We start from the raw sequence: 17,263 nt of genomic DNA, 5'->3' as shown, positions 1-17,263 counted from the left end.
CTCGCTCTTGACCGGGCGGCTGGATTGGGTGAATGTGTACGCTGTACACTTCAAGGGAGCGCCCCCACCATGCCCAGTCCGCAGCCCAGTTCCATCCGCGTCGGCCGCCGCTACCGCGCCAACCGCCTGGACGGCCCCTATGACGTCCTGGTGATCGGTTCCGGCATCGGCGGCCTGTGCGCCGCCGCCTGCCTCAGCAAGCTGGGCAAGAAGGTGGCCGTGTTCGAGCAGCACTACACCGCCGGCGGCTTCACCCACAGCTACGAACGCAACGGCTACGAGTGGGACGTGGGCGTCCACTACATCGGCGACATGGGCGCCCGCCACACCCTCAGCCGCCGGCTGTTCGACCACATCACCGACGGCAAGCTGCAGTGGGCGCCCATGGACGCCTGCTACGACCGCATTTTCCTCGGTGACCGCCACTACGATCTGGTCGCCGGCCCGGACGCCTTTCGCGCCGAGCTGAAAAAGGCGTTTCCGGACCAGCACGGCGCCATCGACGCCTATATGAAGGCACTGAACAAAGCCGCCGGCGCCATCAAACCGTTCACCGCCAGCAAGCTGCTGCCCGCGCCGCTTACCCGTGTGGCGCGGCTGGCGCTGAACCGCGGCGCCCTGGGCCACTACAACCGCCCCACCCGCGAGGTGCTCGCCGAGCTCACCGACGACCCGGAGCTGATCGCCGTGCTCACCGGGCAGTGGGGCGACAACGGCCTGCCCCCGGCCCGCTCCAGCTTCCTGATTCACGCGCTGATCGCCCGCCACTATCTGTACGGCGGCTACTACCCGGTGGGCGGCGCCTCGGAAATCGCCCGCAACGTGATTCCGGTGATCCAGCAAGGCGGCGGCGAGGTGTTCACCTACGCCGATGTCACCAACATCCTGATCGAAAACGGCCGCGCCGTCGGCGTGCGCCTGGCCGATGGCCATGAAGAGCGGGCGGCCACGGTGATCAGCGACGCCGGCGTGTTCAACACCTTCACCGAGCTGCTGCCGGACACCACCCCGCAGCACGCGGCCTACCGGAAGCAGCTCGGGCAGGTGCGGCGCGCCATGGCCAGCGCCTGCCTGTACATCGGCCTCAACGACACCGCCGAGAACCTGGGGCTGCCGAAAACCAACTACTGGATCTACCCGGACAACGACTACGAAGGCCAGCTCGACCGCGCCCTGGCCGACCCGGACCACCACGATATTCCGCTCACCTATATCTCCTTCCCCAGCGCCAAGGACCCGGACTTCACCCGCCGCTACCCGGGCCGCGCCACCATTGAGATCGTCGCCGCCGCGCCGTTCGAGTGGTACCAGCGCTGGGCCGACGCCCCCTGGGGCAAACGCGGCGATGACTACGAAGCGAAAAAAGAGGACTTTTCCCAGCGGCTGCTGGAAAAGCTGTTCGAGAAGCACCCCCACCTGCGCGATCACCTGGACTATTACGAACTGTCCACGCCGCTCTCCACGGCCCACTTCTGCCGCTACCCGGAGGGCGAAATCTACGGCCTGGACCACGATCCGGAACGCTTCGAGCAGGACTGGCTGCGCCCGAAAACCAAGGTGCCCGGCCTCTATCTCACCGGCCAGGACATTCTCACCTGCGGGGTGGGCGGCGCCCTGGTCGGCGGCCTGATGACCACCCTGGCGATCAGCGGCCGGCGCGGGCTGCCGCTGGCCAAACGCATGCTGGTGTGAGGCCGGGGACACCATGCGCTTCTGGTTGATGTGCCTGCTGCTGGCGCCGCTGCTGTTCGTTCAGGCGCGGCGCGCCCGCCGGGACACCCCACGCCTGCCGGAGGCCGGCGGCGCCGACCGGGGCCGCGAAGGCAGCGGCGACGGCCCGCCGCTACGGCTGCTGGTGGTGGGCGAATCCACCGCCGCCGGCGTCGGCGTGGCCGAGCACCGCCAGGGCCTGGGCGCGCATCTGGCCCGTGCCCTGGCGGCCCGCCATCAGAACACGGTTACCTGGCAAGTGATCGGTGTGAACGGCATCCGCGCCCTGGGCCTCAACCGGCATCTGGGCGACCGGCCGCCGGCGGAGGCGGACCTGGCCGTTATCAGCCTGGGCGTCAACGACACCACCGGCGTCACCCGCCCGAGCCGCTACCGCCAGCACCTCACCGACCTGATCGGCACCCTGAGACGGCACCGGCCCGACCTGCCGGTGTATCTGCTCGCGGTGCCACCGATGCAGCACTTCACCGCCCTGCCCCGGCCGCTGCGCGACCTGCTGGGCCAGCGCGCGGCCCAGCTTGATCGCACCCAGCAAACCCTGGCGGCGCAGCTCCACGGCGTGCACCACCTGGCCTACCCGGCGATCGCCGACCCCGCCTGCCTGGCCGAAGACGGCTACCACCCCTCGGAGAAAGGCTACGCCTACATCGCCGACCAGGTCGCCGGGCAGCTGCGCCCGACGACGGTCAGCGGCGCCGGAGCGGACATCACGAGGTCACCGTAACCGGCACACGCCGGCGCACTTTCACCACCGGTTCGCGGGCGGGCTCTTCCCCGTCGCTCCCGGAAGGCGCCTCGCCAAAGGCGCACACCACGCTCGCCGATTCCGCGTCCAGCACACCCTGCGGCACACCGTCCTGGTTGTCCGGGTGCGCGCACCAGATTCCGGGTCCGTAGGGCGTGCGTCTCGCCCTGGCATCGCCGTACCGGCAGCCGCTGCAACATTTCAGTTTCATCCCTGGGCTCCCTTCCTTGCGCTGCTGCTATTCATGGTTATCCGTCCCCATTTTCACGGCGAAGATCGCCGCTTCAGGGGAACCCCAAGAGTCGCAGAGCGTGGCAGGCGGCGTAAAGCGGATGTGCGGGTTCGGCAAGGAACGGGTTATCGAGAATACTGTTGATACGGACAGTGTTCTGATGTTGGATGGGAGGTGCGATTTATTGATAAGCGCTGCCTCCGGGTGTTGGCCCACCCGAAAGCAGCTAACCACAACAGACTAGTGAGGAGTCTATTATGGCTGAGCGCAATGTTATGCCAGAGTATCGCGCCACCGAAAGCCCCGCCGAAAAACCGGCCCGGGCATTTCCCTATTGGCGCACCCTGAAGGTACACCGCAGCCGCGACAGCGTGCCCCTCAAACCCTATCAAGGCTTCCAGCCGGCACCCCCGGCGGTACCCCGCGTGCTCTTGAGAGGGCAATGGCTGAGCGAAGCGGGCTTCGGCGCGGACACGTTGCTGGACGTGGAGGTGAGTGAGGGCCGGATCGTGCTTACCGCTGTGGTGAATTGAGAGAGGATGCCTTCTGCCCGGGCATCGCTAGTCGACGCCCGGGCGACCTCCCAACCGTTTCCTTAAGTCCACTCGCTTTCCAGAGCACACATGTCCCCACAACGGTGCGGGCCACGTTGCCAAAAGCCCTTGCGCACAGCACTGGAGCAGCTATATCCCCACGGCAGTGAGGAACACAGGCCAGCATATCCACGCATCCTTCCCGAACCGATTTATCCCCGCAGGTGCGGGGAACACTTGATCGTTCTGCTCAGCTGGAGCAGCTATGGCGGTTTATCCCCGCAGGTGCGGGGAACACGAATCTACCTGGCTGGCCATGTTCCGCGAGCACGGTTTATCCCCGCAGGTGCGGGGAACACTACTCCCCGATCTCGGGAGGCTTCGTGAACTGCGGTTTATCCCCGCAGGTGCGGGGAACACCCAAGTGTAGATGGTTGTTTTTACTAAAGAAAATACAGGTAGGAAAATCCACCAATCACTTAGATCAATAAATGACCATATTTTAAAGGAGCGAAAACTGCGGAAGGAGGCCTACTCAGCAGGCAAGAAAGACACTAAGCGCAGGCCGTCGTGATCGATAGGAACGCGGCGGTTCTCGCCGCAGGTTTGGAAGTCGAACCCGGATTCCGTGTTGGTCGCCCAGCAAAGCGCGACGTTGCCGTCGTCGACCAACGCCTGTGCTTGCTCCCAGATCATCTCGCGAACCCGTTTACTGACATCGCCGACATAGACACCGGCGCGAATCTCCAGCAGCCAGACCGCCAGCCGGCCGCGCAGGCGCGGCGGCACATTCTCTGTAACGACCACTAGCATGCTCATGCCTAGCTCCGGTGACCGCTGTCGGCCATCGACTTAGGCTCAGGGATGGCGGGTGGTTGGCTATCCTCCGGTGGCGGAGGAGGCTCGGTGCCGCCGGCGGCCAGTACGTCTTCAATGGCGGGGATGATGCGTCTGAGCAGCTTGGTCTGTCGGAAAATATCCCGACAAGCAACACGCACAGCGCGATCCGGAGTGGCGGGCCGGGTAGCGGCGATGCGAAAAGCAGCCGGGACCACGGTATCGAACTTGAATAGGTCGGCGATATCGTAGACGAAGGAGAGTGGCTTCCCCGAGTGCACGAATCCAACCGCCGGTGCATAGCCCGCGGCTAAAACAGCCGCCTCGGTAACACCATACAGGCAGGCTGTGGCGGCGCTCAGGCATTGATTCGCCACGTCTGATTTATCCCATTCCTTAGGGTCGTAACGTCGGCCTTGCCAGGGTACGCCATATTGCTTTGCCATCATCTGATAAGTCTTGCGAACCCGTGCGCCTTCGATACCCCGTAGCTGATCCACACTACGCCGCTCCGGGGCCGGCTCGCCGAAGCGTAGCTCGAACATTTTACGGACGACCTTCAGCCGTAAATCCGGATCCAGTGCCAAGTTAGCCTGGTAGAGCAGTTTATCGGAGCGAGCCCCGCCCGGCTGACCGCTGGCGTATAAGCGCACGCCAGCCTCGCCAACCCAGATCAGCAGCGTCCCAGTGACGGCAGCCAGCTTTACTGCCGCATGAGACACCCGTGTTCCCGGTTCCAGCATGATGCAGGCCACCGAACCCACGGGAATATGCATGCGCTCACCATTGACGTCATCCACCACGACGAAGGCGCCGTCTTTCACGTCAATACGGCCGTAAGACACAAACATCATGGAGACCCGCTCCTTCATTGGTATCGGCTTCAAGGGTATGAAGGGCATCGTTGGCTAGCCGCGCTTTACCATGAACAAGCCACAACCAAAGGCACGGCTTCGGCCAACGCCGTGAAACAGCGCATCCCGCAACCGGTCCGGATCGGTCACCGTCATCACACCTTCGTAATCCACCGAGGAGAAGCGGATCTCACGCTTTTTGCGCCGTAACTGGTGCTGGCGGTAGCCGCCAAGCTGAGGGGACGTGGTCAGCTCAAACCCCCAGTCCGTGCTGCGGGCCCGAAGCCATTGCTCCGCACTTTCGTCCATGGCACGGCGAATGCTCCAGGGGTCCACACCGCTCTCGTTTCGGCATCGCCACTTGGCGTCCATGAGTACATCATGGCGACGCCCTCTGGATCCCTCAGCCTGCTTACGAGTGACCGTGGGATTGGCACGCAGCCGAAACAGGAGCCGATCTCCCACCGCCAAGCGAGGGTCGAAGCGTTTGGGTTCGCACTGTAAAAGCCCTGGCAGCGGGTCCGGCTTGAGCGACGACATGACGTAGAAGAGAGGCAAGCCTCGAGGTCGCACCCCTGCATCGAGCTGCTCGTTCTCCATCTCCTGCCGGAACAAAAACGGGCGTGACTCGGCTTCCGGAAACAGGCGCCATAGTAATTGGTGGTTGGCATAGGCATCACCGGACAAAAGCTTCACCAGGGCGTGGCGATCCAGCCCCTGGGTAGCCACTCTGACTCGGGACAAGTACATCAGCTTTCCTCCCTGATCCGAGCGTGATGCTCCTGGCGGCTGCCGAATTGCCAGCGCTCACGGCTGATCACTTCATCCGTCGGTTGCCGAGTGTCCTGCACGGCAATGTCACCGGCATCGCCTTCCCAGTAAAAATCCACACTGTTTTGGAGATGGAGCCAGCGGCCCTGCTGGTCGCAGATGCGTGGCGGCACCGCCGCAAAGGCTTCACGAAGGCCATTCGCCTGGACTTTTTGCGGGGCCAGGGGCGCTGCCAGTGGGCAGGCTTTGCGGCCTAGATAAGGCATGAATACCGGGGAGCGCAAAGCGCCTCCCAGTTCGTCCAGGCTCCAATCGCTTTGTGCATTAAGCAGCACCGCCACTTGCCACAGTCCGTCCTGGCGGTATTCACGGCTGGAAAGCACCGTGTTGAGCTTGTCCTTCGGCACGGCCAATTCGTCCTTACGGGTGAAGTAGCGGGCCTTCTTGTCTCTACCGGGCACCTGCACGGTGTGGTAATCACGCATCAGGCGACCGGCACTGTGTTGCTTCACAGCAAACCGCACTGACGAGGCCAGCGCCTGCTGACCCGGTCCGTCGTCCCGGCGAATACCCAGGGCCGACGCCAGCAGGCCCAGCAAAGCGGCACGGCCCGGATGATCGGAGCTCGGGCGAGTCTCACCCACCGCCGGCGCCCCCCAACTGGCCAGAGGGCCATAAAGTTGGAAAATCAACGCTTCCATGGGCCCCTCCTAGTCGTTTTTGAGAAATGCCATCAACTCTTGGAAGCTGCCTTCACCGGCATGGGCGTTGAGACTGTATCGCTTATCGGCACAGTCGCCATACACCTGATCAAAGCGTCGCGCCTGCTCTTCCAGGCCGGCAATGGCCTCCGCCGCCTGATCCTTCCCCTGCACCGGCTTAAGAAACGCCACAGAGAGTGAGCGCGGCTGTTGCGTGCCCTTCTCCGCCATCACATAGGACGCATAAGCACGCGATCCAAAGCTGTTCTGCTTACCGGTGGGTGATACCTTAATAGCCGCTTCCGCTAGAGCGGCGATAGCCTTATCTGCCAGCTCGACATCACCACGAAGGTTATCGATCAGTTGATCACGGTTGATGCACACATAGCTGTAAAACAGGCCGGCGGCAAAGCCGGTTTCGCCGATGTGAGCCGCGCCCCGGTCTTCATCGCCGCTATTGAGGTCATCTACGGCGGTGAAGTAGTCGTCCTCGATCACCACCGGATGCACGGTAATGGCATGGGCGACTTGGCAGGCGGCCTCCACGTTAAACGCCGGATCATCCGCCAACATCCGGCCAAACAGGCCGATATCCGCCGCAGAGGGGTTCTTTCTAAGTAAATTCAGTTCTTCATCTTTCGGGGCCCGCTTTTCTTCGATCAGGGCATCCGTGAGCGTATCCACGGCCTGACGCTCTTCCGGGCTGATATGAGCCAGTTGTGACAGCTCCACGCTGTCTTTTTCCAGCTTGCCGAACACATCGGCAATTTTCCCCGCCCAATCTTTTGCTTTGCCTTCAGCGACACCGCCATCCAGCAGGCGCTGCATGACTTCCAAACCCAGGCGCTTAGTACGGGTGCCGAGGTTGCCCGCCAGCGCTTCCTGAAACAAATCCGAGGTTCGCCAATGGCGCTTGAGCGATTGTGAGGAGACCCTCAGGCGTTCGGCACCGCCCATGAAGGCAGTCTTCGGCCTGCCCAAATCATCGCGGTTCAAATTGGCCGGCGGATAAGAGGTGAGAAGGTGGAGTTGAATAAAAGTGCTCATGATTTCAGTCCTTTGTGTTTCTCTTTCTCAACTGTGGGTTTGTTTTTCGTAGGCGCTTACCGCCGTGAAATAGTCTGTTGCCCAGCGCACCGCCAGGCGATCCGTAGGCGGGGCGTTCTGGTGGTCCCTTTGCTCGTAAAACCAATGCATAATATTGTCCGACAGGGACAGCACCGGGGCGGTCTTGTTGATCAACGCCAGGGCACGACGCACACGCATCAGAAAGTCATCGCCGCTACGGCTTTTTTGCAGCTGAGCGAAGCGTAGTTCGCTCATGTAGGGTCTGCCGGTTCGTTCCTTTTGCGCGCCGAGGCATTGAGCAAACGTGGCGCTCTCGTTCATTGGCTGTTGGCGTACTTCCGCCAGTGCCGCCGCAACGCAGGCCCAGGCAAGCATGTCCCGCTCCCGGCACTGTCCCGTTTCGAGCAGCGCCTGCCACAGGTTCCGAAATCCCTCGGTTAGAAGCACCGCATCCAAACTTTTGCTGCGACGTAATTCAGCGCGCGCACCGCGCTGATTAGCCTGTTGTGGAGCAGCTGACTTATTGTCGATCCCATGTAGACGTGCCCACCACGTAGCGACCACTTTCCGAACCTGGTCGTCTCTCAGGTAATAGAATTTCCTGCTCATGCGCTTTCCCCTTGTCTTTCCCTGGACGCTTTAGGCTGACCTTTTTCATCCAGGCGCCCAATCTTACGGAGATCTTTCGCCTCCCTACCGGTATGGAGTTTCTTCCGGAAGCCATTACGCGCCTTGGTGATGCGTTTCATATCAAGCTGTTCCGGTGGACCACTAAGGGCCAACTCATCGAACAGAGAGGCCGCTTGACGAGTCACGGTGCGATACCAACTTGCCGCCATTTCGGCGGGAAAACGTTGCGGGGGCGTATCACTTCTCAACAACTCCCCCAATTCCATCACGCGCTGATAAAACGCTTGCTCGGTGACTTGCCATAGGGATGCACCGATGTAGCTCACATCCCCCTTGGCATCCTTGGGCCGGCTGAACCAGGCCTCCTTGACCTGGGCTTGCAACAACCGAGCGCTACTGTCCGTCAGCTCAATCATCTGTCGCAGCCAGAGCTGCGCCAGAGCACGGGCATCCTCCTCCAGCGCCAGAAGCGGCATATGCGCGCCGTACCAACATCGAGCTTTCATGTTGTCCATGTCATAGCCGAACGCCCACAGGCCGGCGACCACCGGCAACGCGACATCCATGTCATCCGCTGTGTCACACTTGAGCGCATAGTCGAGTACCACCCGCGCAGGCAGAAAGCCTTTCTCCTTCTTGTCCTCCATGGTCAGCGCTTCCCAGTGCCGGTAGCCCAGCCCATCCGTCTGCGCTTTGCGCGAATAGGGCAATTGTTCCGGCTTCTTGGGGTCAAACCGATAGGGCGTCAGAGGGTGGGTCCAGGGGCCATCATAGTTAAAACCATAGTTCTTCGTGCGCAGCGACGAGACAGAGTATTCGCTATGCCGCCCACACAGATCACACTCACAGCTCGCCGACTCAATATTCAGTCGCATACGCCGAGGCATGGCCCAATACGAGTGCAAAGCGTGAACGTCGTCCGGATAAGTACCCTGGCCCTTGTCACTGATCTTGGTTTCCCCAAGCCAGGGAAAAACCTTGGCGTCGGAAGGGTTGGGCCTTTCGTAAGCCCAGTCCTCTGTATCCAGAACGTTGAGCCAAAGCCGATGCCAGAGAGAGCGGGTTGAGTCGGCGGGCATCACCAGAGTGGTGAGGGGGCCACCGCCTCGCAACCCGGTCCTGTGACCTTTGCCGCCGGACGGAGCATTAATTTGCAAGGTGAACAATGCTATAGCGGCGCAGTCCAGGCACAGATGCTCTACCCGGCCCGCTTTAACGAAATGATCGGTGTTATTCTTGACGGTAGAGGCGCCCGGGGAGTCAATAAGCAAGGCGGCAATATCCGTCGCTTTCTCTTCCGCTAATGCATCACGATCTTGCATGAACGCCGGGCTATCACTGTCCAGCACAAATGCTGGCGCCCACTTTTCCAGCATTTCAAGGCAGGCCTTCGCGGAGGGCGGCGTTTGATACCACGCCACCCACTCGCTCTTGTCCTCCGGTGCCATCGCCGTTTGCAGCAGGCCAACCAGAAATTGGTAGGCCGCGCCCTGAAAATCCGCGCGCGGCAAAGCCAAATCGACAATGTCAGGGTCCACCATGGCGGTGACAGGAAGAAATTCCTGGCTACCGTCGCGGCGCTTGAATGGCAGCCATGGACTGGTTAGCAAATTCATGTGCGACTCCTTTTTGAAATAGTGCCCATCCCTGGGCACCTTTGTTACTTCCGGGGCTTCCTGCCGGACTTGGCTTTACCACCTATGCGGATGGGCCATGCTTTGTACCCATAATCACGGGCATCCAACACTTCACCCTTTCGGGTGATATATCGCCTGAAAATCACTTGTGGCTTTTTACTGGCCATGTCCCTCACCTCCTTAGAAACAGAGTTTCGCTCCAACCGCGACAGGCATTGCCAGAAAAGCGCTTAAGAACTACCCTTCCGGTGCTACCAACGCGCGCTGCGGTAACACACCTGTTCCCAGCGCGTTTTTATGGAGCAAGGAAATATTAAAGGTTTTAGCTGTTGAAATTCAAACCCCCTCCTTTGCATGCTAAACTTGCGATCTCTTCCTCAAGCACTTGGGGATGAACCTGTTTTTGCTGTTGCCAGTAAAAACAGTCACTTACGTTCCCCGCGCTAGCGGGGTTTCTTATGCAAGCCAAGGACGGCGCTGTAAGCGATTTCCCCAACCCCGGCATCAGCCAACCACAACTGGCTGAACTTCAAGCCTGGAAAGCGTTCCACCAGCGCATCGCGCTGAGCCGCTAGCGGCTGCGGCCATTCGGGCAGACGTCTTGCGAGGGATTCGCGGGCTTGCAGTTGGCTTCGCTCCCAGGAGAACGGCCCCGCGTCGACCCAGGGCTTCAAGGCACCATCCTCATCTTGACGTACCAAGGTGACGGTGATGCTGGGCTCCTCGTTCAGACGGGTACCGATGTCGAGATGCAGGTCATCCATCCAGCCATGGCTAGCCTGGGTGATGTAGCCCTGGTCCATTTTCAAACGGTTGAAGCCCGCCATGGCTCGGCGGCTGCTGCGCTCGCCTTCCTGATCCAGATGGCGTTGTTGCAACCCTTCGGGAATCCAGGACTCAGCGTCTTCACCGAACACGGATTCGATCAAGTGACGGGCGCGACCGGGCATATCAATGCCGCCCTCATCGAGCAGGGTCCGCAGGGTTAGCCAGAGCTGGCCGTGGTCGCGGTATACGGCACCGGTCCCCGGCAAATGGGCGGAAAGCCAGTCAGAGGCCGGCCGGCTTTCATACGGCGGCGTGAACAGATGCAGCACCGGCGATGGGCGCTGATCGTCGGTATCCACGGGATTGCCGCTGCCATCCCGGCGATGTCGGTGCAGACGCCCGGCGCGCTGAATCAGCAAGTCCATGGGCGCCAGGTCGCTGATCATCTGATCGAAGTCCAGGTCCAGGGATTGCTCCACCACCTGGGTGCTAATCAGAATCCAGCCGGCGCGGGTTTCGGCAGTGGACGTCTTGCCGAACCGTTCCAGTGCCGCTTGTTCTATGGTCTGGCGGTCCGCCATGACAAAGCGACTGTGAAAAAGCACGACTTTGTCCGGGTCCGGCGCCCGTTCGCGGAGAGCCTGGTACGCCCAGATGGCATCGTCCACGGTGTTGCGTATCCAGCAACCGCACTGGCCGCTCTCTGCCGTATCCAGCAGATGCTCGATCACCGCCTCCGGTTTGCTGAACATTTCCACCGCCACCCGGCGAATCACGCTGTCACGGGTGGCGAGAGGCGTCTGTTCCAGGCTCTGATCGGTAACCCGGGTGGCCAGCGGGAAAGATGGCTGTTCTTCCACGACCTCCGCAGCCAGGCCCCGGCCTTTTTGGTAAGCCGCAACCAGGTTGCGCTTCATGGAGTGGGGCAAGGTAGCGGTAAGCAAAATGGCGCTGCCGCCCTGTTGGGCGTGGGCCTGCAGGACGGCTTCCAGTAATCCGGCCATGTAGTCGTCACAGGCGTGGACTTCATCCACCACCAGCACCTTGTTGGCCAGACCAATCAAACGCAGGGTCTGGTGCTTGAATGGCAACACCGCCATCAGGGCCTGATCCACGGTGCCCACGCCGACATCCGCCAACAAAGCCTTCTTGCGCGAATCGGCGAACCATTGATTACAGGCAGCGGATGCCGTTTGCTCGCCGTCGCCATAGGCATGATCCCGCGCCTGCTCGGACACCACCGAGTGAGCGAAATCAGTGTTCAGGTGACGCGCCCCATGGGCGAGTACCAGATTGGGCACCTGTTGTTCGTCGAACCAGCGACGGTAGATATCAGCCACGCGCCCATACATGGCGTTGGAGGTGGCCATGGTGGGCAAACCGAAATACACACCCCGCGCCTGGCCGTGCTCCAGAAGACGATGCACCAATGTCATGGCGGCTTCGGTCTTCCCGGCGCCGGTAACGTCTTCCAGAACAAACAATTGCGGGCCGGGCCGCCAGGGCAGATCCTGCGCCCACTGCTGCAACGGCGTCGGCTCAAAACCAAAGAAACGTCGTACTCCCGGAAAGGAAGACGGGGCAAGCGGCGCGCCAAAACCCAGTGCTGCCAGCGCCAGCTCAGCCCTGGGCAGCGCGCTGCCCTGCCAGTAATCACCCAGCGCCTGCGGCGTGGCCTGATAGGGGAATACGGACTGATCAGACCCCAGCCAGTCCGCCAACACCGCGAAACCCGCCAGATGCCAGGTCAGCCTTCTGAACTGCTTGAGCCAATTCCTATCCTGTACAAGCTGCTCAGGCCACTGCGGACGAAGCCAGCTCGCGACTTCGCATGTATATTCCCACGCGGCCTGATGGTCTTCGGAAAACCCCGGCGACGGTGTCCTATTGTTTCCGGCGTCCACCGGCTTGCCGTGGTGCCCGAATGCCATGCCCAACAAGACACGTAGAAAGCTTTTGGCATCACTGCCCGACTCACTCCATCCCCAGGCTCGCAGCCCCTCTCGCTTGAGTTCGTCTTTCAAGAAGGCTTTTAGGAACACGGCGCCCGCTTCACTGTGATGGGGCCATTCCGCCGTACCGTAAGCCAGGGAGGCATCTGGCTTAACCAGTTCCGGCAAGTCCGGGTCGGCCAGGGACTGAAACGCCCGAGCAAATTTACCCAAGTCATGCAGAGCCAGGCTGAATACAAACAGGGACCGTAGTTGTTCCGGCTCCAGCGACATCGCTGAGGCCAGTTCTTGGCAGCGAGCCGTATGCGGCGCCAGTAAGTGATAACCCACCGCCGCCACATCCAGACTGTGGAATGGCAGCAGGTGACAAGGATTCTCACCGTTCTGGTCTCCGCTCGGCTTCGCCTTCCCCCAGTAACGGAAGAAGCACGGTGCATCTTTCCAGTCCAAGTTCACGCCTCAATGTCCGTTGGTCGACAGCAACGTAGCACTCCCTCTGCCCACCAAACGGCATCACTGGATATCCTGCCAGTATTGTGGCTACAATATCGCAAATGTGGCCACAAGAGGGCTCTGTCAATGGATGTCTCGGTACGCGACCTTAAAAACCATCTGTCCGAATACTTGCGCCGAGTACAGGCAGGCGAGGACATCCGGGTTACCTCCCGTGGCCGCGTTATCGCGCGCCTGTCAGGTGATACCCAAGAAGCCGGCGACGAGTCAGACCAAGCGTTCATTGAGCGGCTTGAGTCGCAAACCTGGGTGAACCCCGCCACGACGCCCGGCGAGAAACCGCACGGTGTTCGGCACCCCGCGCCGGCCCGGCCCGGCACCCCTAGCAGTGACGACCTGATTGATTGGGTACGCGAATGATTGTGTATCTGGACACGTCCGCGTTCTTGAAGCTGTACCTCGACGAAGATGGCGGCGACCGGACTCGGGAGGCGATCGATAAGGCGGGCGTAATCTGTACGCATCTGATCACCTACGTCGAAATGCGGGCGGCTCTGGCCAGAGCCCACAGGATGCAGCGCATCACCGACGCGGAACTGATCCAGTATCAAGAGCAATTTGAGCGGGACTGGATCACGGTGCGCACCGTCAATATCGACATACCCATGGTCCGCCGCGCCGGAGAACTGGCCGCCCGCCACGGGCTGCGTGGGTACGACAGTGTTCACTTGGCCGGTGCGGACCGGGTAAGAAGCATTAAACCGATACGCAAACCCATGATCTTCGCCGCTTTTGATAAAAAGCTTCTCGCGGCGGCCCAAGAGCTGGGCCTGTCCTCGTTGTAGCCCCATTTCATAGCCATCGCCCCTACTTATATACGTTCAAAGCGCGATCTAAGCGATCACGCACCCCCTCTCGTAACGCCTTCGGGCCCAACACCTCCACATCCGGACCGTAACGGAGCACCTCCATAGTCAGCTCGGTCGGGTCGGAATACGGTATTCGCAGGTGGTAACCGTCATCCCGCCACTCGCCTGCCTGATCCGGATGCCAGCATTCATCGGCCACCCAGCGCGCCGCCCGAGGCGAAAAGCGCAGGTGTGCCTCGGCAGCAGGCTCACCGGAAAACAGCCCGAAACTGTCGTCCATGAACTGATCCAATCGGTCCACGGAAACCTCACGGGCAGGCTCATCCGAGACCTCAAACGCGACAATCCGGTCCAAGGAAAACAGCCGTAAATCACACGCCTGCTCGCAATCGGCAAGCAGATACCAGTTATGCCGGTAATGCAGCAACCGCTGGGGATGCACGGTCCGCTCACCGTGGTGGTCACGGCTGCGTGGCATATAACGAATGATGAGACGCTTGCTGGCCAGGGTGGCATCGGCAGCGGAAATAAAGATGTGGTTGGCTACCGCACGCTGCTGTACGGCTTGCAGCCGCACTTTGTCGCTCAAACGCTCGGCGTGATCGCCCGCATCACCCAGCAAACGACGAACCCGCTGGCGCAAGGGCGTGAGCCGGTGGCCCATCAAACCAGGTTGCACGGATTCGAGTAGCTGCTCGCAGGCCAGCAGCGCGTATAGCTCGGTGGCGTTCATCCAGAAACCGGGCAGCTCGAATTCCGGGGCTTCCGGGTCGTAGTGGTGGCCGTTGCGTTCACGATCGTAGACGATGGGCGCACCGAAGAAGTCCCGTAGATACTGAAAATCCTGGGTGACGGTATTACGAGTTATCCCCAATTCTTCGGTAAAACGCCGCATGGGTACGGGACGCCGAGCGTGACGCAACATGCCGTGAATGCGATAAAAGCGTTCAAGGCGGGTCACGGCAAATCCTTATGCGTTTTTTATTAGTGGTTTGACTCTAGCTCTTTGTGACTTATGTCACAACTCCCCTGCGGACTGATCTATTCCTGGATCAGCGGGGCGAATTTCATATAATAGCGGCGGCTTGCGCATGTGCCGCCCCCGGCATTAGGGCCACCAGGTGCGCACGCTGCCCACGGGAGCCGGCCCGTGGGGTCTCTTTCGAGCGCTGGGCCAGCAAGAACCAGCAGCGTAATCCCTCCGATCTTTCTCGGCCACCGACTCAGCCTGAGTCTTTTTCTGCTCTCCCAAGAAACCAAAAGCCCGCCGAAGAGACGGGCCAGGTGGCGCTGATAATCCGATCTACCGGCGCAATCTAATGTGCTGTGACGTGCATTCAGCGGTCGACACCGTACCGGTGAAGGAATTGAACTTCACGGCGCACTTTTCGACGTTAACGCCATTATCCCCATCGCTGGAAATGTTCGTGACATAGGGTCCAGCAGTGCTACAACCAGCCAAAACAGCGCACGACGCCAGGGCAAGCAACATCCCCCTCATTGCATCCTCCTTTCGTTTATTGATGTACCGGCTCTATGGCCGCGCGTCAGTGTAAAGGTGCGAACCGGGCTACGAAAGGTCTGCTATATCGCCACGGCTCGCCCTTACTACCCCGCAAGTGCGGGGAACAGATCCGCCTGCGGCCGCTCACTGACGGCATCGACGGTTTATCCCCGCAGGTGCAGGGAACAGTCCTCTCAGGAGTTGTGCGAGGGCTTGTAGTCCGGTTTATCCCCGCAGATGTGGGGAACAGACCCGCGACCGGGCGTTTATCCGCCGGATGTTCGGTTCATCCCCGCAGGTGCAGGGAACAGACCAGCGCCGGCCTCACCAACAACCCCAACCTCGGTTTATCCCCGCCCGTGCGGGGAACAGATCTGCGCGATGAGCTGCTGGTGGAGAATCCGCGGTTTATCCCCGCCTGTGCGGGGAACAGCAACACCACCTGTAGAAACCTCAGTTGGGCCACGGTTTATCCCCGCCTGTGCGGGGAACAGAGCGATCTATCGCCGGCAGCGCGGCGAGTTCCCGGTTTATCCCCGCCCGTGCGGGGAACAGATCTGCGCGATGAGCTGCTGGTGGAGAATCCGCGGCTTATCCCCGCCTGTGCGGGGAACAGAGCGATCTATCGCCGGCAGCGCGGCGAGTTCCCGGTTTATCCCCGCCTGTGCGGGGAACAGGAGCAGCAGATGACCCCACACCAGGCGCTGAGCGGTTTATCCCCGCCTGTGCGGGGAACAGCGGGGTGTCTCTGGGCCGGCATGAAGAGCCTGCGGTTTATCCCCGCCTGTGCGGGGAACAGTGGATGGCATAGGCGCCCGACCGATCCGCGCCCGGTTTATCCCCGCCTGTGCGGGGAACAGGCCATTTCCTTGGTGGCTCGCTTCGGCACCCGCGGTTTATCCCCGCCTGTGCGGGGAACAGACCACATAGAAGAATTGAGGAAAGAAAGCTCGCGGTTTATCCCCGCCTGTGCGGGGAACAGACCACATAGAAGAATTGAGGAAAGAAAGCTCGCGGTTTATCCCCGCCTGTGCGGGGAACAGCCGCCCTAAAACGCTGCCCGCCCGGCTCCCGGAGGTTTATCCCCGCCTGTGCGGGGAACAGCCCCTGATGGACACATTACCCGCTGGAACCCGCGGTTTATCCCCGCCTGTGCGGGGAACAGGACAGGGCCGGGGCGTCGAAGCGAGTGCCCGCCGGTTTATCCCCGCCTGTGCGGGGAACAGGGGAAAGGCCCGATCAGGAAAGCAGCGCCTTCCGGTTTATCCCCGCCTGTGCGGGGAACAGATCTCGCTGGGCGCGATCCCGGAGGGCCAACCCGGTTTATCCCCGCCTGTGCGGGGAACAGACCACATAGAAGAATTGAGGAAAGAAAGCTCGCGGTTTATCCCCGCCTGTGCGGGGAACAGCCCTGGCGCCGGGATATTCGTAGTAATTACCCCGGTTTATCCCCGCCTGTGCGGGGAACAGTAGGTGATCATGCCGGTCTTGCCGTCGGCGGACGGTTTATCCCCGCCTGTGCGGGGAACAGGCACAGTTCCGGGTAGCGGGCTGCCGGAATGTCCGGTTTATCCCCGCCTGTGCGGGGAACAGAGGCGCTGGGTTTCCTGATTTTGAAGCTGGTCCGGTTTATCCCCGCCTGTGCGGGGAACAGCATGGCCGAGGCCGCCTTGGCGTCCATCGTGAAGCGCGATGACCGGATTATCGGTTTATCCCCGCCTGTGCGGGGAACAGCGTTACAAGGTGAAGCGCGATGACCGGATTATCGGTTTATCCCCGCCTGTGCGGGGAACAGATGTGATCTACACGGCGGTGAGTGACTGATGCCGGTTTATCCCCGCCTGTGCGGGGAACAGATCGAATCGGGCGGCGGAACGTGTAAAAGGCGCGGTTTATCCCCGCCTGTGCGGGGAACAGACCGGCCGGCTTACCCACGTTCAGCGCGGTTTCGGTTTATCCCCGCCTGTGCGGGGAACAG

Annotated in this window: 15 protein-coding genes and 1 CRISPR repeat array (1 of these 16 running past the window's edge); of the genes, 5 read left to right on the top strand and 10 right to left on the bottom strand. The window is 61.1% G+C overall.

What is annotated here, in order from left to right:
- The first annotated feature begins 69 nt into the window (after positions 1 to 69).
- Both ISO4_RS02910 and ISO4_RS02905 read left to right on the top strand, forming a co-directional pair.
- Complete coding sequence (locus ISO4_RS02910; protein ID WP_194855085.1) at positions 70 to 1,692, top strand: phytoene desaturase family protein; 1,623 nt, start codon at positions 70 to 72, stop codon at positions 1,690 to 1,692.
- Positions 1,693 to 1,705: 13 nt separating this feature from the next.
- Complete coding sequence (locus ISO4_RS02905; RefSeq protein ID WP_194855084.1) at positions 1,706 to 2,455, top strand: SGNH/GDSL hydrolase family protein; 750 nt, start codon at positions 1,706 to 1,708, stop codon at positions 2,453 to 2,455.
- Here ISO4_RS02905 and ISO4_RS02900 read toward each other — a convergent pair.
- On the bottom strand, positions 2,439 to 2,687 hold the full coding sequence (locus ISO4_RS02900) for a hypothetical protein (RefSeq protein ID WP_194855083.1): 249 nt from the start codon (positions 2,685 to 2,687) through the stop codon (positions 2,439 to 2,441). The genes ISO4_RS02905 and ISO4_RS02900 overlap by 17 nt on opposite strands.
- Positions 2,688 to 2,965: 278 nt before the next feature.
- On the opposite strand from ISO4_RS02900, the gene ISO4_RS02895 reads away from it, so the two are divergent.
- A complete protein-coding gene (locus ISO4_RS02895; RefSeq protein WP_194855082.1) occupies positions 2,966 to 3,241 on the top strand; it encodes a SymE family type I addiction module toxin in 276 nt (91 codons plus the stop codon).
- Positions 3,242 to 3,772: 531 nt separating this feature from the next.
- Here the strand turns inward: ISO4_RS02895 and cas2e are convergent.
- From cas2e to cas3, 8 genes are all read right to left on the bottom strand, one after another.
- Positions 3,773 to 4,060, bottom strand: coding sequence for a type I-E CRISPR-associated endoribonuclease Cas2e (gene cas2e / locus ISO4_RS02890; protein WP_194855081.1), 288 nt, complete (start codon positions 4,058 to 4,060; stop codon positions 3,773 to 3,775).
- Positions 4,061 to 4,062: 2 nt separating this feature from the next.
- Complete coding sequence (cas1e, locus tag ISO4_RS02885) at positions 4,063 to 4,950, bottom strand: type I-E CRISPR-associated endonuclease Cas1e (RefSeq protein WP_267254075.1); 888 nt, start codon at positions 4,948 to 4,950, stop codon at positions 4,063 to 4,065.
- 36 nt (positions 4,951 to 4,986) lie between these two features.
- A complete protein-coding gene (gene cas6e, locus ISO4_RS02880) occupies positions 4,987 to 5,682 on the bottom strand; it encodes a type I-E CRISPR-associated protein Cas6/Cse3/CasE (RefSeq protein ID WP_194855079.1) in 696 nt (231 codons plus the stop codon).
- Positions 5,682 to 6,404: a type I-E CRISPR-associated protein Cas5/CasD gene (gene cas5e, locus ISO4_RS02875; RefSeq protein WP_194855078.1), complete on the bottom strand. Its 723-nt coding sequence runs from the start codon at positions 6,402 to 6,404 to the stop codon at positions 5,682 to 5,684. Before cas5e ends, cas6e begins: the two co-directional genes overlap by 1 nt.
- A 9-nt stretch (positions 6,405 to 6,413) precedes the next feature.
- Positions 6,414 to 7,451 (bottom strand): type I-E CRISPR-associated protein Cas7/Cse4/CasC, encoded by a 1,038-nt coding sequence (gene cas7e, locus ISO4_RS02870; protein WP_194855077.1) that lies wholly within the window; start codon positions 7,449 to 7,451, stop codon positions 6,414 to 6,416.
- Between the two features lie 27 nt (positions 7,452 to 7,478).
- Positions 7,479 to 8,081: a type I-E CRISPR-associated protein Cse2/CasB gene (casB, locus tag ISO4_RS02865; protein WP_194855076.1), complete on the bottom strand. Its 603-nt coding sequence runs from the start codon at positions 8,079 to 8,081 to the stop codon at positions 7,479 to 7,481.
- Positions 8,078 to 9,718, bottom strand: a complete 1,641-nt coding sequence (gene casA, locus ISO4_RS02860; RefSeq protein WP_194855075.1) for a type I-E CRISPR-associated protein Cse1/CasA — start codon at positions 9,716 to 9,718, stop codon at positions 8,078 to 8,080. The genes casB and casA overlap by 4 nt, the downstream gene beginning before the upstream one ends.
- Positions 9,719 to 10,182: 464 nt before the next feature.
- On the bottom strand, positions 10,183 to 12,909 hold the full coding sequence (cas3, locus tag ISO4_RS02855) for a CRISPR-associated helicase Cas3' (protein WP_228547874.1): 2,727 nt from the start codon (positions 12,907 to 12,909) through the stop codon (positions 10,183 to 10,185).
- A 129-nt stretch (positions 12,910 to 13,038) separates the two neighbouring features.
- Here cas3 and ISO4_RS02850 point away from each other — a divergent pair, with 129 nt between their 5' ends.
- Both ISO4_RS02850 and ISO4_RS02845 read left to right on the top strand, forming a co-directional pair.
- Positions 13,039 to 13,332 (top strand): type II toxin-antitoxin system Phd/YefM family antitoxin, encoded by a 294-nt coding sequence (locus ISO4_RS02850; protein ID WP_194855073.1) that lies wholly within the window; start codon positions 13,039 to 13,041, stop codon positions 13,330 to 13,332.
- Positions 13,329 to 13,757, top strand: coding sequence for a type II toxin-antitoxin system VapC family toxin (locus tag ISO4_RS02845; RefSeq protein WP_194855072.1), 429 nt, complete (start codon positions 13,329 to 13,331; stop codon positions 13,755 to 13,757). The genes ISO4_RS02850 and ISO4_RS02845 overlap by 4 nt, the downstream gene beginning before the upstream one ends.
- A gap of 22 nt (positions 13,758 to 13,779) precedes the next feature.
- Here the strand turns inward: ISO4_RS02845 and ISO4_RS02840 are convergent, their stop codons facing one another.
- Positions 13,780 to 14,742 (bottom strand): helix-turn-helix transcriptional regulator, encoded by a 963-nt coding sequence (locus ISO4_RS02840; RefSeq protein WP_194855071.1) that lies wholly within the window; start codon positions 14,740 to 14,742, stop codon positions 13,780 to 13,782.
- A 703-nt stretch (positions 14,743 to 15,445) separates the two neighbouring features.
- Positions 15,446 to 17,263: direct repeats of the CRISPR family, unit length 29 nt; unit sequence CGGTTTATCCCCGCCTGTGCGGGGAACAG; it runs 1,405 nt beyond the window's last position.

It is taken from the genome of Alloalcanivorax venustensis ISO4 (assembly GCF_015356855.1).
Classification (GTDB): Bacteria; Pseudomonadota; Gammaproteobacteria; order Pseudomonadales; family Alcanivoracaceae; genus Alloalcanivorax; species Alloalcanivorax venustensis.
This window is presented reverse-complemented; position numbering and strand designations above follow the sequence as displayed.

Coding starts and splice junctions, on each gene's coding strand:
- ISO4_RS02910 (WP_194855085.1), top strand. CDS start 70: ATGCCCAGTCCGCAGCCCAGTTCCATCCGCGTCGGCCGCCGCTACCGC.
- ISO4_RS02905 (WP_194855084.1), top strand. CDS start 1,706: ATGCGCTTCTGGTTGATGTGCCTGCTGCTGGCGCCGCTGCTGTTCGTT.
- ISO4_RS02900 (WP_194855083.1), bottom strand. CDS start 2,687: ATGAAACTGAAATGTTGCAGCGGCTGCCGGTACGGCGATGCCAGGGCG.
- ISO4_RS02895 (WP_194855082.1), top strand. CDS start 2,966: ATGGCTGAGCGCAATGTTATGCCAGAGTATCGCGCCACCGAAAGCCCC.
- cas2e (WP_194855081.1), bottom strand. CDS start 4,060: ATGAGCATGCTAGTGGTCGTTACAGAGAATGTGCCGCCGCGCCTGCGC.
- cas1e (WP_267254075.1), bottom strand. CDS start 4,950: ATGAAGGAGCGGGTCTCCATGATGTTTGTGTCTTACGGCCGTATTGAC.
- cas6e (WP_194855079.1), bottom strand. CDS start 5,682: ATGTACTTGTCCCGAGTCAGAGTGGCTACCCAGGGGCTGGATCGCCAC.
- cas5e (WP_194855078.1), bottom strand. CDS start 6,404: ATGGAAGCGTTGATTTTCCAACTTTATGGCCCTCTGGCCAGTTGGGGG.
- cas7e (WP_194855077.1), bottom strand. CDS start 7,451: ATGAGCACTTTTATTCAACTCCACCTTCTCACCTCTTATCCGCCGGCC.
- casB (WP_194855076.1), bottom strand. CDS start 8,081: ATGAGCAGGAAATTCTATTACCTGAGAGACGACCAGGTTCGGAAAGTG.
- casA (WP_194855075.1), bottom strand. CDS start 9,718: ATGAATTTGCTAACCAGTCCATGGCTGCCATTCAAGCGCCGCGACGGT.
- ISO4_RS02850 (WP_194855073.1), top strand. CDS start 13,039: ATGGATGTCTCGGTACGCGACCTTAAAAACCATCTGTCCGAATACTTG.
- ISO4_RS02845 (WP_194855072.1), top strand. CDS start 13,329: ATGATTGTGTATCTGGACACGTCCGCGTTCTTGAAGCTGTACCTCGAC.